General features: G+C 65.3%; 13 protein-coding genes and 5 pseudogenes. 9 read left to right on the top strand and 9 right to left on the bottom strand.

The features are described from left to right. The first annotated feature begins 52 nt into the window (after window positions 1-52). From treS to G6N54_RS17605, 3 genes are all read left to right on the top strand, one after another. Window positions 53-1,834, top strand: a complete 1,782-nt coding sequence (gene treS, locus G6N54_RS17615) for a maltose alpha-D-glucosyltransferase (RefSeq protein WP_163791217.1) — start codon at window positions 53-55, stop codon at window positions 1,832-1,834. Then, window positions 1,834-3,189 carry a maltokinase N-terminal cap-like domain-containing protein gene (locus G6N54_RS17610; protein WP_163791216.1) on the top strand — a complete coding sequence of 452 codons (1,356 nt, stop codon included), beginning with the start codon at window positions 1,834-1,836 and terminating at the stop codon, window positions 3,187-3,189. Before treS ends, G6N54_RS17610 begins: the two co-directional genes overlap by 1 nt. A 99-nt stretch (window positions 3,190-3,288) precedes the next feature. Then, entirely contained in the window at window positions 3,289-3,987 is a 699-nt protein-coding gene (locus G6N54_RS17605; RefSeq protein ID WP_163791215.1) for a YoaK family protein, read from the top strand. Between the two features lie 48 nt (window positions 3,988-4,035). Here G6N54_RS17605 and ag85C read toward each other — a convergent pair whose 3' ends face one another. The 6 genes and pseudogenes from ag85C to G6N54_RS31685 all read right to left on the bottom strand — a co-directional run. After that, complete coding sequence (gene ag85C, locus G6N54_RS17600; protein WP_163791214.1) at window positions 4,036-5,046, bottom strand: diacylglycerol acyltransferase/mycolyltransferase Ag85C; 1,011 nt, start codon at window positions 5,044-5,046, stop codon at window positions 4,036-4,038. Between the two features lie 222 nt (window positions 5,047-5,268). Continuing rightward, window positions 5,269-6,056, bottom strand: a pseudogene (locus G6N54_RS17595) (ABC transporter permease). A gap of 28 nt (window positions 6,057-6,084) precedes the next feature. Then, window positions 6,085-6,905, bottom strand: a pseudogene (locus G6N54_RS17590) (ATP-binding cassette domain-containing protein). Beyond that, window positions 6,902-7,360: a MarR family winged helix-turn-helix transcriptional regulator gene (locus G6N54_RS17585; RefSeq protein WP_163791213.1), complete on the bottom strand. Its 459-nt coding sequence runs from the start codon at window positions 7,358-7,360 to the stop codon at window positions 6,902-6,904. Before G6N54_RS17585 ends, G6N54_RS17590 begins: the two are co-directional and overlap by 4 nt. Window positions 7,361-7,418: 58 nt before the next feature. After that, window positions 7,419-7,914, bottom strand: a pseudogene (locus tag G6N54_RS17580) (metallophosphoesterase family protein). Window positions 7,915-7,960: 46 nt separating this feature from the next. Beyond that, window positions 7,961-8,181: pseudogene (locus G6N54_RS31685) on the bottom strand (MMPL family transporter); the annotation flags it as partial. A gap of 144 nt (window positions 8,182-8,325) precedes the next feature. On the opposite strand from G6N54_RS31685, the gene G6N54_RS17570 reads away from it, so the two are divergent. The 3 genes from G6N54_RS17570 to G6N54_RS17560 all read left to right on the top strand — a co-directional run bounded on the left by G6N54_RS17570 (window position 8,326) and on the right by G6N54_RS17560 (window position 9,661). Next, window positions 8,326-8,640 (top strand): metal-sensitive transcriptional regulator, encoded by a 315-nt coding sequence (locus G6N54_RS17570; protein ID WP_163791212.1) that lies wholly within the window; start codon window positions 8,326-8,328, stop codon window positions 8,638-8,640. A 97-nt stretch (window positions 8,641-8,737) separates the two neighbouring features. Further along, window positions 8,738-9,139, top strand: coding sequence for a DUF302 domain-containing protein (locus tag G6N54_RS17565; RefSeq protein ID WP_163791211.1), 402 nt, complete (start codon window positions 8,738-8,740; stop codon window positions 9,137-9,139). A 66-nt stretch (window positions 9,140-9,205) separates the two neighbouring features. Next, window positions 9,206-9,661, top strand: coding sequence for a MaoC family dehydratase (locus G6N54_RS17560; protein WP_163791210.1), 456 nt, complete (start codon window positions 9,206-9,208; stop codon window positions 9,659-9,661). Between the two features lie 103 nt (window positions 9,662-9,764). Here G6N54_RS17560 and G6N54_RS17555 read toward each other — a convergent pair whose 3' ends face one another. Both G6N54_RS17555 and G6N54_RS17550 read right to left on the bottom strand, forming a co-directional pair. Next, window positions 9,765-11,069 (bottom strand): acyl-CoA dehydrogenase family protein, encoded by a 1,305-nt coding sequence (locus tag G6N54_RS17555; protein ID WP_179969245.1) that lies wholly within the window; start codon window positions 11,067-11,069, stop codon window positions 9,765-9,767. 99 nt (window positions 11,070-11,168) lie between these two features. Next, window positions 11,169-12,257: pseudogene (locus G6N54_RS17550) on the bottom strand (F420-dependent hydroxymycolic acid dehydrogenase). A gap of 76 nt (window positions 12,258-12,333) precedes the next feature. On the opposite strand from G6N54_RS17550, the gene G6N54_RS17545 reads away from it, so the two are divergent. Next, window positions 12,334-12,519, top strand: coding sequence for a hypothetical protein (locus tag G6N54_RS17545; RefSeq protein WP_163791208.1), 186 nt, complete (start codon window positions 12,334-12,336; stop codon window positions 12,517-12,519). A 28-nt stretch (window positions 12,520-12,547) separates the two neighbouring features. Next, a complete protein-coding gene (locus G6N54_RS17540) occupies window positions 12,548-13,153 on the top strand; it encodes a GNAT family N-acetyltransferase (protein ID WP_163791207.1) in 606 nt (201 codons plus the stop codon). On the opposite strand, the gene G6N54_RS17535 is transcribed toward G6N54_RS17540, so the two are convergent. Next, on the bottom strand, window positions 13,150-13,824 hold the full coding sequence (locus tag G6N54_RS17535) for a TetR family transcriptional regulator (RefSeq protein ID WP_163791206.1): 675 nt from the start codon (window positions 13,822-13,824) through the stop codon (window positions 13,150-13,152). The two genes, G6N54_RS17540 and G6N54_RS17535, sit on opposite strands and share 4 nt — an antisense overlap. A gap of 70 nt (window positions 13,825-13,894) precedes the next feature. Here G6N54_RS17535 and G6N54_RS17530 point away from each other — a divergent pair, with 70 nt between their 5' ends. Beyond that, window positions 13,895-15,013 (top strand): flavin reductase family protein, encoded by a 1,119-nt coding sequence (locus tag G6N54_RS17530; protein ID WP_163791205.1) that lies wholly within the window; start codon window positions 13,895-13,897, stop codon window positions 15,011-15,013. Window positions 15,014-15,027 lie beyond the last annotated feature (14 nt).

Genomic DNA, 15,027 nt, shown 5'->3' with positions numbered 1-15,027 from the left:
ACGGGGTGATTTCGATCTGCCCGCCTCGGGTACACGTGGCATCGTGGAATTAATGAACGACGAAAACGACGCCTCGAAAAAGGATTCGGAGCACGATCCCGCGGAAGGCAGTCACGTCGAAGGGGGGGTAGTCGAGCACCCCGACGCCCAGGATTTCGAGATCGCGGCTTCGCTGCCGGCTGATCCGACCTGGTTCAAACGCGCGGTCTTGTACGAGGTACTGGTTCGTGCGTTCTCCGATGCCAACGCGGACGGGTCGGGCGACCTGCGCGGGCTGATCGGACGCCTGGACTATCTGCAGTGGCTGGGCGTCGACTGCCTATGGCTGCCGCCCTTCTACGACTCGCCGCTGCGCGACGGAGGCTACGACATCCGGGACTTCTACAAGGTGCTGCCCGAGTTCGGCACGGTTGAGGATTTCGTCGACCTGCTGGACGCCGCGCACGAGCGGGGGATCCGCGTGATCACGGACTTGGTGATGAACCGCACATCGGAGTCACACCCGTGGTTCCAGGAGTCGCCATACGACCCGGACGGGCCGTATGGCGACTACTACGTGTGGAGCGACACCAGCGAGAAGTACACCGACGCCCGGATCATCTTCATCGACACCGAGGAGTCGAACTGGACCTTCGACCCGGTGCGCAAGCAGTTCTACTGGCACCGGTTCTTCTCGCACCAACCGGACCTGAACTGCGACAACCCCGCCGTGCAAGAAGCCATGATCGACGTGCTGCGCTTCTGGCTCGACCTCGGGATCGACGGGTTCCGGCTCGACGCGGTGCCCTATCTCTTCGAGCGTGAGGGCACCAACTGCGAAAACCTGGCGGAGACACACGCCTTCCTCAAGAAGGTCCGCAAGGTGGTCGACGACGAATTCCCGGGCCGGGTGTTGCTGGCGGAGGCCAATCAGTGGCCCGCCGACTTCGTCGAATATTTCGGCGACCCCAGCACCGGCGGTGACGAATGCCACATGGCGTTCCATTTCCCGCTGATGCCGCGCATCTTCATGGCGGTCCGGCGCGAATCGCGGTTTCCGATCTCGGAGATCCTGGCGCAGACGCCCGACATCCCGGACATGGCGCAGTGGGGGATCTTCCTGCGTAACCACGACGAGCTGACCCTGGAGATGGTCACCGACGAAGAGCGCGATTACATGTACGCCGAGTACGCCAAGGATCCCCGGATGAAGGCGAACGTCGGGATCCGGCGCCGGCTGGCTCCGCTGCTGGAAAACGACCGCAATCAGATGCAGCTTTTCACCGCGCTGCTGCTGTCGCTGCCCGGCTCGCCCGTCCTCTACTACGGGGACGAAATCGGCATGGGCGACGTGATCTGGCTGGGTGACCGTGACGGTGTGCGCACCCCGATGCAGTGGACCCCGGACCGCAACGCCGGATTCTCCAAGGCCACGCCGGGCCGGCTGTATCTGCCGCCCAACCAGGACTCGGTCTACGGATACCAGGCGGTCAACGTGGAGGCGCAGCGCGACACCTCGACCTCGCTGCTCAACTGGACCCGCACCATGCTGGCGGTGCGCCGCCGCCACGACGCCTTCGCGATCGGCACATTCGAGGAACTCGGCGGGTCGAACCCGTCGGTGCTGGCGTTTCTACGCCAGGCACCCCACGACGGTGACATCGTGCTGTGCGTCAACAACCTGTCGCGGTTCCCCCAGCCCCTCGAGCTGAACCTGCAACATTGGAGCGGCTACACCCCGATCGAGCTCACCGGGCAGGTGGAATTCCCCAGCATCGGACACCTGCCCTATTTGCTGACACTGCCGGGACATGGGTTCTACTGGTTCCAGCTGTGCGCATCGGAGGAGAACTGATGAACAGCCAATCAGCCAACCTGCCTTGGGCCGAATGGTTGCCACAGCAGCGCTGGTACGCCGGGCGCAATCGCGAGCTGTCCGGCGCCGACCCCGTGGTCATCGTGCCGCTGCGCGACGACCTCGAGTTGGTGCTCGTCGACGTCACCTACACCAGCGGCCCGTCGGAGCGCTATCAGGTGCTGGTCGCTTGGGACACCGAGCCGGTCACCGAGTACAACATCGTGGCAACCATCGGCTCGGTCGACGACCGGACCGGCTACGACGCGCTGTACGAAACCGGGGCGCCGCGATTTTTGCTGTCGCTGATCGACACGTCCGCGGTCCGCGAATCCGCTGGGACCGAAGTGGTGTTCCGCAAGGAGCCGGATGTGACGCTGCCGCTGGACGCCTGGCCGCGGGTGACCGACGCCGAGCAGTCCAACACCAGCGTGATCTTCGACCGATTCGCCATCTTGAAGGTCTTCCGCCGGGTCAGCAGCGGCATCAACCCGGACATCGAGCTGAACCGGGTGCTCGGCCGCGCCGGCAACCCCAACGTGGCCCGGTTGTTCGGCACCTACGAGATCGCCGGAACCGACGGCACCGAGAACACCGCGTGGCCGCTGGGCATGGTCACCGAGTTCGAGTCCAATGCCGCCGAGGGCTGGGCGATGGCCACCGCCAGCGTTCGCGACCTGTTCGCCGAGGGTGATCTGTACGCCCAGGAGGTCGGTGGCGATTTCGCCGGTGAGTCCTACCGCCTCGGGGAGGCCGTCGCGTCGGTGCACGCGACCCTGGCCGAGACTCTCGGCACCGCACAGTCCACCTTCCCGGTGGACAACGTGCTGGCCCGGCTGGCGTCGACCGCGGCGCTGGTTCCCGAGCTGGAGCAGCACTCGGCAACGATCGAGGAGCGCTTCGGCAAGCTCGCCGGCGAGACGATCACCGTCCAGCGCGTGCACGGTGACCTACACCTGGGGCAGGTGCTGCGCACCCCGGAGAGCTGGTTGCTGATCGACTTCGAGGGCGAGCCCGGCTCGCCGCTGGACGAGCGACGGGCCCCGGACTCTCCCCTGCGCGACGTGGCCGGCATGCTGCGCTCGTTCGAGTACGCCGCCTACGGGCCGCTGGTGGATCACGAGGGCGACAAGCAGCTGGCCGCGCGGGCCCGCGAATGGGTCGAGCGCAATCGCGAAGCCTTCTGCGAGGGCTACGCGGCCGCGTCGGACACCGATCCACGGGATTCGGCGCGGCTGCTCGCCGCTTACGAACTCGACAAGGCGGTGTACGAGGCCGGCTATGAGGCACGCCATCGGCCCGCGTGGCTGCCGATCCCGCTGCGGTCCATCGCCAGGCTCATCGCGGTCGAGTAAGTCTCTGAGCCCGCGGCGGACGGGCCCAACATATGCGTCTCCTATGCGTCTCCTATGTGATCCCAGCGCGGGCCAACGAGTTCTGCTTGCATGGTTGCCGTGGCGAATGAAATCTTCAACAGCGAAACCCGGCTGTCCTGGGTGCTGGGGGCGCTGGCGGGTGTGCTGGGCGCAATCTCCTTTCTTCATTCCGCCGGGTATTTGGTGACCTTCATGACGGGCAACGCCCAACGGGCTCCGCTCGGGTTCTTCCGTGGCGAGGTGTGGCCGTCCGTGGCTGCGATGCTGCTGATCCTGTGCTTCGTTGCCGGGGTGGTGGTCGCGTCGGCATGTCGGCGGCATTTCTGGGTGGCGCACCCGCACGGGCCGACCGTGCTGACCACTTTCAGTCTGATCGCGGCCACCGTGCTCGACGTGATCGATGAGGGATGGAGCGAAAGTGATGTCGATTTCCCGCCGATCGCGCTGATGGCCTTCGGCATCGGCGCGTTGAACACATCCTTCGTCAAGAACGGCGAGGTGTCGGTGCCGTTGAGCTACGTGACCGGCACGCTGGTCAAGATGGGCCAGGGCATCGAACGCCACATCGCGGGTGGGCGGGCTGCCGACTGGCTGGGTTACCTACTGCTGTTCTCCAGCGTCGTCCTCGGCGCCACGCTGGGCGGCTTCATCGGCTCGGTCGTCAACGGCACCGCGATGCTCGTGGCGGCAACCGCCGTGTGCGCTCTGACGACCGTCTACACCTACTTCCACCAGGACCGCCAGGACGAGCTGAGAAAGAAGGACGCCAAGGAATAAATAGGCATCGGCAGCGCTGTGACGCACTGCCGATGCCTATTTGTTGTGTCAGCCGGCGGGCGGGGCCGGGGGAGCGGCGGTGGGCGCGTTGAGCACCTGCACCATGTCGGGCTTCATCGCCATCAGCTGCTGGTTCCAGTACGGCCACGAGTGCGTCCCGTTGGCCGGGAAGTTGAAGACGCCGTTGCGTCCCCCCGCTGCCACGTAGTTGTTCTGGAACTGCTCGTTGGTGCGCAGCGTCAGGCCCTCGAGGAACTTCGCCGGCATGTTGTCGCCGCCGAGGTCGCTCGGGGTGCCGTTACCGCAGTAAACCCAGAGGCGGGTGTTGTTGGCGACCAGCCGCGGAATCTGCACCATCGGGTCGTTGCGCTTCCACGCCGGGTCGGTCGACGGACCCCACATGTTGCTGGCGCTGTAGCCACCCGAGTCGCTCATCGCCAAGCCGATCAGCGTCGGCCACCAGCCGTCGGACGGGTTGAGGAAGCCGGAAAGCGAAGCGGCGTACGGGAACTGCTGCGGGTAGTACGCGGCGAGGATCATTGCGGAGCCACCCGACATCGACAGCCCCACCGCGGCGTTGCCGAACGGCGACACCTCCTTGTTGGCCTGCAACCACAGCGGCATCTCCTGGGTCAGGAAGGTCTCCCACTTGTAGGTGTAGGTCTGGCCGTTACTTGCCGACGGCTGGTACCAGTTGCTGTAAAAGCTGGACTGGCCGCCGACGGGCATGACCACCGATATGCCGGACTGGTAGAGCTCCTCGAAGGCCGGGGTGTTGATGTCCCAGCCGTTGAAGTCGTCCTGCGCCCGCAGACCGTCCAGCAGATAGACCGCGTGAGGTCCGCCGCCCTGGAATTGGACCTTGATATTGCGGCCCATCGACGGTGATGGAATCTGCAGGGTCTCCACTGGAAGACCCGGCTTCGAGAACGCCCCCGCAGTCGCCGAGCCGCCGACAACGGCGACCAGACTGGACAACAGGGCAGCGCCTACAACCGCGATAGCCAGCCGGCGCGGCAGGATTGAAGCAGCGCCACGCAACTTCTCAACGAATGTCATAGCTCTTACCCATCCCAACTTTCCTTTGCCGCGTTGTGCGGTGGAATCTGTTCTCGGGGAGTGAAACACAGACGTGGGATTTGAATCGCCTGTCGCGGCCGGGGTGGCAGATCGCGGTTGGCTAACGATTCAGAGTCGGCCAGGAATCGTCACATTGCGGTCACGATCGGCTCTCGGAACCATGCGGACCTCTTGCGAAGCGCCAGCGCATGCGCTATCAGCCTAAGCGACCAGTCGTCGCAAGAGCGTTGACGCCGCGGCAATTCCGAGCGCCGCGGCCACGATCAACACGACGAGGTCCAGCGGGTTCATCGGCGTGCCGATCAACAACGCCCGCAGCGCGTCCACCTCGTAGCTCAGCGGATTGACGGTGCTCAGCACACGCAGCCAGGAGGGCATCACGTCGACCGGGTACAGCGCGTTCGACGCGAAGAACAACGGCATCGTGATGGCTTGCCCGATACCCATCAGACGATCGCGATTGCGGACCAGCCCGGCCAGCGTCATCGACAGGCAGGCGAAGAATGCCGCGCCGAGCATCACGGTTGCCACCGCCGCGAGGATGCGCAGCGGGTTGACGGTCAGGCCGACGCCCATCAGGTAGGCCAGTGCCAGCACGCCGACGACCTGAGCGACCGAGCGCACCCCGGCCGCGAAGGCCTTGCCGGTGATCAGTGCCGACGCCGGCGACGGCGTCACCATCAGTTTGGCCAGCACACCCGCGTCTCGATCCCAAATAATCTGTATGCCATAGAAAATTGAGATGAACAGTGCCGACTGCGCGATGATGCCCGGCGCCAGGAACGCCAGATAGGACACCGATCCGTGTTGATGACGTGCAACTTGCTGAATGTCGTCCCGAAGATCAACAGCCACAGGGCCGGTTGCACCATCCGGGTGACGAGCTCGGTGCGGTCGTGCCGCAGCTTCTGCAGTTCGACGATCGCGAACGCGCCGACGCGGCCGAACGTCGCGCCGATCCGCTGCCAGCCGCGCGGCGCGCACACCAGCGTGGCTGCCGGGGTTTGGTAGGTCCGATCAACTGGCACGACTGGTAACCTCTCTGCTGGAACGGATTTCGCGGAATTCGGACGCCGAGGCATCTTCGCCGCGCAGATCCGAGGACGCGTAGTGGCGGAACACGTCCTCGAGCGTGGCCGAAGGCGACACCTTCGACTTCAGCTCGGTGGGAGTACCCACGGTGCGCAGGACGCCGCGATGCATCAGCGCGACGCGGTCGCACAGGGCGTCGGCCTCCTCCATGTAGTGCGTGGTCAGCAACACGGTCATGCCGAACTGTGACTGCATGCGCTGCACCTGGGTCCAGACGCCGTCGCGCGCGATCGGGTCCAGCCCCACGGTCGGCTCGTCGAGCACCAGCAGCGACGGGCGGTTGACCAGTGTTTGCGCCACTTCCAGCCGGCGCACCATGCCGCCGGAGTAGGTCCCCGCCAGCCGGTCGGCCACATCGAGTAGTTGCATCGCATCCAGCGCCTGCTTGACCCGGTCGGCGCGTTCGGCGCGTGGAACCCCGTAAAGCCTGGCGAACCATTCCACGTTCTGCCGGCCGGTCAGCGCGGGCTCGATCGAAAGCGGTTGTGGCACATAGCCGATATTGCTGCGGATATCGACGGTCTGGCGACGGGAGTCCAATCCGAAGATGCGCAGTTCGCCGTGCCGTACGGGCGTGAGCGTGGTGAGCATCCGCACCAGGGTCGTCTTGCCCGCGCCGTTGGGGCCGAGCAGGCCCATCGTTTCGCCCGGCCGCACCTGCAATGTCAAGTCGTCGACCGCGGCGGACCGGCCATAGTGAAGGTCAGGTGACGGCAGTCGATCGCCATCGGTAGTTTCGTCGTCATCGTCTCTCCTGTAATCTGCGGGCCACGATGTCGAGAACCTCCAACCCCTTTGTCAGAGAGTCGATTTGGTCGCCATCGAGTTGGTGCAGCACCTCGGACAACACCGCACGCCGGGCGGCCCGCGATGCGTCAACGATCTGCTGGGTGGGCTCAGCGAGTCGTAATTGGCAGGCGCGACGGTCGGTCTCGTCGACAGTGCGGATCAGCGAGCCGTTGGCCACCAGCTTGGAGACCATCGCCGAGGCGGTGTTGGCAACCAGCCCGAGTTCGCCTGCCGCCGCGCGGACCGAGATCCCCGGCCGCCGGCTGACCAGCCAGAGCAGTTCCGACTGCGATTCGGTGAACCGCGTCGAGTCGAATCCCCGACCGGCGGACCTGCGTAGCTGGCGACGGAATCGGCCGACGACGCCGAACACGTCGGCGACCAGGTCGGGGTGTGATCTCAGCGCTTGCATATCTAGCTCTGTTTACGAGCTATATATGTGTGCGGGCTGTGTAGCGGCTTTAGCTGAGCTACTTCTCCAGGCGGTGCAGCATGACGTCGGTCACTGCGCCGTCATCGACGCTGGTCGTCAGGTAAGTGCAGAACGGTTGGCGGCGGCGATCCGTCGGTGAGCCCGGGTTGAGCAGGCGCAGCCCGGTCTCGGTCGTGGTGTCCCAGGGGATGTGGCTGTGCCCGAAGACCAGCACGTCGCTGTCCGGGTAGAGTCGCGCCATCCGGGCGTCGCGGCCGGACGAGGCGCCGGTTTCGTGTACGACGGTGAAGCGCACGCCCGCCAACGTGACGTCCGCGCGCTCGGGCAGTCGAGCCCGCAATTCCGGCTCGTCGTTGTTGCCCCAACAGGCGACCAGTCGCGCGGCCCTGGACTCCAGCTCGTCGAGCAATTCGAGCGCGATCCAGTCACCGGCGTGGATGACGACGTCGGCGCGGGCGACTTCCTCCCACACTCGCGCGGGCAGATCGCGGGCGCGCCGGGACATGGGTATCGGAGATCAACAGCAGCCGCACGAGTTCTATTGTCGGTGTTCTTCGTGGTGTGTGGACGTCGGCCGTCTCATGTCACTGGATGTTGGGTCGCCGGTCTATCGGCGACCTCTCCGTAAAGCAGCGAGCGGACGAGTCGACGCGGTCCGACCGGCCGTAGCATCCGGTCGGCCGCGGGTGCACCCGGATGGGCCAGCAGAACCAGCGTCCAAGCAACGCGGCGATCGACGGCGTCATCAACGAGCGCACCATCAACGTATCGAACAACAGTCCGCGACCAATTGTGCTGCCGGCCCAGCCGATTGAACGCAAATCGCTCGCCACATTGACGTTTCCTTTCCCTGACGACCCGTTAGTGCAGAGTCCGTGCCGATACCCCAAGAGGTATCTGGGAAGCACCGCAGAATACCCCATGGGGTATGATATAAATCAGGTATGGCAAATGAAGTTCACGGCAGTTCATCGCCCGGAGCCGGCGCCCCCGGGCACGATCCGGGTGATATCGATGCGGTCCTCGCTCGGCTGCGTCGGGCGCAGGGTCAACTCGGCGGCGTCATCTCGATGATCGAGCAGGGCCGCGGCTGCAAGGACGTCGTTACGCAGCTGGCTGCCGTATCGCGGGCATTGGACCGTGCTGGCTTCAAGATCATCGCCTCCGGTCTGCGGGACTGCATTACGCCGTCGAAGGACCGGCCAGTGCCCGCGCTGACGATCGACGAACTGGAGAAGCTGTTCCTGAGCCTGGCCTGATGGCCCGGTCGCCGGGACGGGTTGCACCACGGCCCGGCCGTGGCAGATGGCCACATTGCATTTCGGGGAAGCGCCCGGCCGAGAAGAGGAGAAACAAATGACATCAGGATTGAGTAGCAGGCTGTACACGTCGTTCGAGGACGCAGTGGACCGGACGACGAAGGCACTGGCCGCCCAGGGTTTCGGCGTGCTGACCACGATCGACGTGCAAGCCACGCTGAAGCAAAAGCTCGGGGCGGAGATGGAGAACTACCTCATCCTCGGCGCGTGCAATCCCGGGCTGGCGCGTCGCGCGCTGGGCGCCCACCGCCAGATCGGTCAGCTCCTGCCGTGCAACGTTGTGGTGCGGACCGACCCCGACGGCGACGGTGACGCGGTTCTGGTCGAGGCGATGGATCCTCAACTCATGGTCAAGGTGACCGGGGAGCCGGACGCCTTGCGTGAGGTCGCGGACGAGGCCACCGCCAAGCTGCAGGCGGCCATCGGCGCATTGGGGTAACTCCGACCCGACAGCTTCCCCGCACAGGTCGCGGCGCTATCGTTACCCGCGAGCAGAGGAGAAAGCATGCGTACCTTCGAGTCAGTCGCCGACCTCGCCGCCGCCACGGGCGAGACCATTGGGCAAAGCGACTGGGTGACCATCACTCAGGAAGAGGTCAACCTCTTCGCCGACGCGACCGGTGACCACCAATGGATCCACGTCGACCCGGAACGGGCGAAGGACGGTCCCTTCGGCAAGACCATCGCTCATGGCTTCATGACCCTGTCGCTGCTGCCCCGGTTGCAACACGAGATGTACACCGTCAAGGGCATCAAGCTGGCAATCAACTACGGGCTCAACAAGGTTCGCTTCCCGTCGCCGGTGCCGGTCGGCTCGAAGGTTCGCGCGACGACTTCGCTGGTGGGTGTCGAGGACCTGGGCAACGGCACCGTGCAGGGGACGATGTCGACCACCATCGAGGTAGACGGATCGCCCAAGCCGGCCTGCGTGGCCGAGAGCATCATTCGCTACATCTCTTGACGCGTCGGGTTTGCCGCAGGCTGCGAACGCGAGAGTTAAACGGCTGCGGGCCCGTACGGCGTCGCCGACGTCTAAGTGTCGCAGGATCGGGTGCCGCTAACCCTCAGAACTCGGCGATCGAGTGCTCCAGTCGTTCCGCTAGCCGGGCCTGAGCCTCGGCACGCCGGGTCGGGATGTGCGCCGACGGGAAAGGCGTTGTCACTGGCGTGTATTCACGCAGAGTGCGGCGGGCCACCGTCATCTTGTGCAACTCGGTAGCGCCGTCGGCGATACCCAGCGACTCGGCGGCAACGAGCATTTTCACGAACGGCATCTCGTCGGAGACCCCGAGTGCGCCGTGCAGGTGCAGCGCGCGCTGCGCGACGTCGTGCAGCACTTGGGGCATCGCGACTTTGACGGCAGCGATATCGCGGCGCACCTTCTGGTAGTCGTGGTGTTTGTCGATCAGCCACGCGGTGCGCAGCACCAGCAGCCGGAACTGCTCGATCTGGATCCAGCTGTCGGCGATCTTCTCCTGCGTCATCTGGAAGTCGGCGAGGTGACCATGCCGGGTCTTGCGTGACACGGCCCGCTCACACATCATGTCGAAGGCCTTGCGCGCCAGGGCGATTGTGCGCATCGCGTGGTGAATGCGGCCACCGCCGAGTCGGGTCTGCGCGATCATGAAGGCCTGGCCTTCACCGCCCAGTACGTGATCGGCCGGCACCCGGACGTCGTTGTAACGGACGTAGCCGTGTGAGCCGTGCTTGCCCGACTCGCCACCCACGGCGACATTGCGGATGATCTCGATGCCCGGGGTCTCGCCCGGGACGATGAACAGCGACATCTTGTCGTAGGTGCGCGCGTCGGGCTTCGTCACGGCCATGACGATGAAGAAAGACGCGTGCTTGGCGTTGCTGGAAAACCACTTCTCCCCGTTGATGACCCAGTCCCCATTTCCTGAGCCGTCGCGCGTCGCACCCGTCACGAACATCCCCGGATCGGAGCCGCCCTGCGGCTCGGTCATCGAGTAACACGACGTGATCTCGCCGTCCAGCAGCGGCTGCAGGTAGCGGGCCTTCTGTTCGTCGGTGCCGAACAGCGCGAGGATCTCGGCGTTGCCGGAGTCCGGTGCCTGGCAGCCGAACACCGACGGCGCCCAGCGTGAGCGCCCGAGGATCTCGTTGAGCAGCGCGAGCTTGACCTGGCCGTAGCCCTGGCCGCCGAGGTCGGGCCCTAGATGCGCGGCCCACAGACCTTGGTCCTTCACCTGCTGCTGCAGCGGACGCAGGATCGCCATCGTTTCAGCGTTCTGCTTGTCATAGGGATCGAGGGCGACGTGGTCGAGCGGTTCGAGTTCCTCGGACATGAATTTTTCGACCCAGTCCAGCTTTGCCTGGTATTCCGGGTCTGTTTCGAAGTCCCACACCGTGGCCAACCATTCCCCGGCGCACCGTCGCACCGGCATCGTGGATAAACGCGAAGAGCAGCTACCTCATCGTAAGTGCGGCCCGAAATGGGCGACCGTTTAGTGCAGCTTGGGCAGGACGTAGTCGCGGTAGAAGTTGATGGCGGCAATTGGGTCGCCCTGCGGAAAGCGCAGAAACGGGACGGCGCCGCCGTCGAGAATCCACTGCACGGCGGTGACGTGCGTGGCGGGGTCGGTGCCGACCGTCCAGTTGGCCAGCACCTTGTCGATCGGGTTCGCCTCGGCCGCGCGCTGGATCTCGACCGGATTGGGTTGGTCGACCGCCCCGGCGGTAAAGCGCCACAAGGCCGCCGTGCGGGCGGCCTCCTCGTTATCGCCGACGACGGCGAACAGTTCGGCGCGCTTGCCCAGAGTCGCGGGATCGCGGCCGGCGGCGTGGGCGCCGGCATTGAGCGCGTTCAGCAGTTTGGCATTGGTGAGATCGCGGGCTTGGGTGATCCAGCCGTCGCCGTATTGTCCTGCCAGCCTTGCGCTTTTGGGTCCGCTGGCGGCGACGAAGATCGGTGGCGGGGTCGCCGGTAGGTCGTAGAGTTTCAGCGAGTTGGTCTGAAAATAGCGGCCCGCGAACGAGATCCGCTGACCACTCCATAGCTGGCGAATCAGGTCGATCGCCTCGACGAGCCGATCATGGCGCTCGGGGTACTTGCCGAACATATTGGTGGTGGCCTGCTCGTTGAGCCGCTCGCCGGTACCGAGCCCCAGGAACACCCGGCCCGGGTTCAGGATCGCCAGCGAAGCAAAGGCCTGCGCCACCGTTGCCGGGTGGTAGCGATAGGTCGGAAAGGTGACGCCGGTTCCGAAGGCGATGCGGCTGGTGCCACTGCCCACCAGCGCCAGCGTCAGCCACGGGAACATCGAGTGGCCCTCGTTGTCCTGCCACGGCTGGATGTGATCGCTGGCCCAGACGTATTGAAAGCCTGCCTTTTCGGCCGCCTGCGCTTGCAACACCAGCTGATCGGTGCGAAATTGCTAGTGTGACAAGACGATTCCGACACCCTTGGCCGGTGGCGGTGGATTAGCCGGAGCGCCGTGATGCTCCCGGGAGCAGCCGGCGGCCAAGGCGCCCGCGCCCAGCACGCCCACGCCGGTCGCGATCTGCCCGAATGTCCGCCGTGAAAGTCCGGTCATCGCACCAAAGTACCCCTCGCCTGCGCAGCCACACTCGTGCAGTTTTGCTCGCGACGCGAATGGGAATTGGCAACAGATGGCAAAGACCGATCGTCCGCACCGAACACCGCTTTACAGCGTGTGCCTGATGTGCGGCGCATTGCTGCTGTGCTGGTTCGCGTCGACGATCGGCGTGCTGTGGCTTTCGGTCTCCATCTACGCCGTGGGTGCCATCGCGGCGGTAACAGGCTTCGTGATGATGTTCCGGGGCTCTTCGTTTTAAGCGGGCGGTTTGCCACTAACCTGGCGTCATGGGCCCCCAGGCACGTCCGGCGCGCAAAGCCGACCTCCGCGAGTTGTCGGCGACCCTGAGCCGGGCCTTCTTCGACGATCCGGTGATGGCCTGGATATTTCCCAACAGCATGACGCGGACCACGCATCTGACCCGGATGTTTGCGGCGATGACCCGTCACCACCATCTACGGCTCGGTGGCGTCGAGGTGGCTCACGACGGAGGTGTCATCGGTGGGGCCGCCCTATGGGATCCGCCCAACCGCTGGCAGGAATCACGCTGGGCGCAGTTCGCGATGACACCGGCCTTCCTGCGGGTGTTCGGCGTGCGCACCGGAATGGCGCGCGACATCCAGGAAATGATGAAGCGTGAGCATCCCGAGGAGCCGCACTGGTATCTGGCCGCCATCGGCAGCGACCCGTCGGTCCGCGGCCAGGGCTATGGGCAGGCGTTGATGCGGTCGCGGCTGGATCGCTGCGATGCCGAGCATTGCCCGGCTTATCTCGAGTCGAGCAAGCCCGAAAACGTGCCCTACTATCTGCGGTTCGGCTTCGAGGTCACCCAGGAGATGCCCCTGCCCAACGGTGGCCCACCGCTGTGGGCGATGCGGCGGGAGCCGCGTTAAGGACTGCTGTGCCAGCCGGCGATACCGATCGCGATCATCCGCAGTTGCTTGACGGCGATACGACGGATGTCTTCGAGCGCCTCGGCCGTCTGGGCGTCTTCGATCGCCTCGGCGATCACGATCATCGAGTTGACGAACAGGGTCGCCAGGACGTTGAGGTCCTCGGTGCTCCAGGCATTGAGTCCCGGGAACCGGGCCAGGTCGGTCGCCAGCTCGGAGGTGATCAGCCGGATCTCGGTGCGGATCGCGTAGCGCAGCACGCTCAGCCCGCTGTTGCGTTCGCGGCCGATCAGCCGCCAGTGCTCGCGTCGATCGGCGACGCTGCCGACCAGTATCTCGACGGACGACTCGATCACCCGGCTCGGGTCGAGCTTGCCGGCCCGCGCGTCGCGCAGGGTATCGCGCAAGCTGCGGAATGACTCGTCGATGAGGACGAGCCCGAGGGCCTCCATCGACTCGAAGTGCCGATAGAACGCCGCCGGGACGATCCCGACCTCGCGGGTCACCTCACGCAGGCTCAGGGCGGAAAAGCTGCGGTCCTGCAGCAGCTTGAGAGCAGCGGCGATGATGGCGCGCCGAGTTGCCTCTTTGCGCTCTTCACGGGAGGGACTTTCACGGGAGCGCTCGCGGCTGGAACGGTGCGGCCGTGAGCTAGGAGTACGACCGTTCACTATGTGAAGCCTACCATAGAGCTGGGGAAATCCTTGACTAGCTGCGGCGTCCAAGAGGACATGTGTACACATGTTCACTCAAAGAAGTCAGACCCAGCGTCGGAGCTTCGCCAAGACTTTCCGGGACCGCATCCTCGGTTCCGACCTGGTTGACCTGCTCACCGGCCCGCACGGCGTTGACCGCTACACCGAGCTGGTAGACCCAACCTGGACCCAGGGCGAAGCCCGCGCCAAGGTCGTCGATGTGCGCCGCACCACGCCGCGCAGCGTCACACTCACCCTCGCTCCGAACCAGAGCTTCCTGTCCGCTAACACCTTCAAGGCCGGTCAATACGTCAACGTGGCTCTCGACATCGACGGCCGCCGGCATACCCGCTGCTACTCGCCGGCCAACGTCGAGGGCAGCTCGACTCTCGAGCTGACGATCGGCCGCCATGGAGACGGTTCAGGAGGCGGCCTGGTGTCCAACCACCTCTACGAGCAGGCCCGCCGCGGCATGGTGGTCGGGCTGTCCGGTGTCGGCGGCGACTTCGTCTTGCCGGCCGACCGCCCGCGGCGGATTCTTCTCATCTCCGGCGGCAGCGGCATTACGCCCGTCATGGCCATGCTGCGCACGCTGGTCGTCGAGGGTCACGTGCAAAACCGGGGGGGCGAAATCGCATTCGTCCACTACGCCCGTACCGAAGCCGAGGCCTGCTACCGCGACGAACTGAGCGCGCTGCCCGGGGTGCGGGTGCTGCACGGTTACACCCGATCGGGCTCCGGTGACCTGACCGGCCGGTTCGGGCCGCAGCACCTGGCCACCGCGATGCCCGCACCGGATGCGGTATTCGTCTGCGGCCCAACCGCTTTGGTCGATGCCGTACGCGAGCACTGCGAGAACGTGTACACCGAAAGCTTCGTGCCGCCGGCGATCACCGCTCCGGCCAACCCGTCGGGCGGCCGAATCACGTTCGCGGACAGTGGTGTTGACGTCGTCGACGACGGTCGCTCGCTGCTGGAACAGGCCGAATCGGCCGGCTTGACGCCGGAGAACGGATGCCGGATGGGCATCTGTCACACCTGCACGCGCCGGAAGGTCTCCGGCACCGTGCGCAGCCTCACCACCGGCGCGGTCTCGACCGCCCCGGACGAAGACATCCAAATCTGCGTCTCCGTACCCGTGGGCGACGTGGATCTCTCGCTGTAACAGCCCGTAAACGA

The sequence above is a fragment of the Mycobacterium stomatepiae genome (genome assembly GCF_010731715.1).
Taxonomy (GTDB): Bacteria; Actinomycetota; Actinomycetes; order Mycobacteriales; family Mycobacteriaceae; genus Mycobacterium; species Mycobacterium stomatepiae.
Note: the sequence above shows the minus strand (reverse complement) of the source record. Positions and strands in the feature narration are given on the sequence as shown.

Coding starts and splice junctions, on each gene's coding strand:
- treS (WP_163791217.1), top strand. CDS start 53: ATGAACGACGAAAACGACGCCTCGAAAAAGGATTCGGAGCACGATCCC.
- G6N54_RS17610 (WP_163791216.1), top strand. CDS start 1,834: ATGAACAGCCAATCAGCCAACCTGCCTTGGGCCGAATGGTTGCCACAG.
- ag85C (WP_163791214.1), bottom strand. CDS start 5,046: ATGACATTCGTTGAGAAGTTGCGTGGCGCTGCTTCAATCCTGCCGCGC.
- G6N54_RS17585 (WP_163791213.1), bottom strand. CDS start 7,360: ATGCAAGCGCTGAGATCACACCCCGACCTGGTCGCCGACGTGTTCGGC.
- G6N54_RS17570 (WP_163791212.1), top strand. CDS start 8,326: ATGGCAAATGAAGTTCACGGCAGTTCATCGCCCGGAGCCGGCGCCCCC.
- G6N54_RS17565 (WP_163791211.1), top strand. CDS start 8,738: ATGACATCAGGATTGAGTAGCAGGCTGTACACGTCGTTCGAGGACGCA.
- G6N54_RS17560 (WP_163791210.1), top strand. CDS start 9,206: ATGCGTACCTTCGAGTCAGTCGCCGACCTCGCCGCCGCCACGGGCGAG.
- G6N54_RS17545 (WP_163791208.1), top strand. CDS start 12,334: ATGGCAAAGACCGATCGTCCGCACCGAACACCGCTTTACAGCGTGTGC.
- G6N54_RS17540 (WP_163791207.1), top strand. CDS start 12,548: ATGGGCCCCCAGGCACGTCCGGCGCGCAAAGCCGACCTCCGCGAGTTG.
- G6N54_RS17530 (WP_163791205.1), top strand. CDS start 13,895: ATGTTCACTCAAAGAAGTCAGACCCAGCGTCGGAGCTTCGCCAAGACT.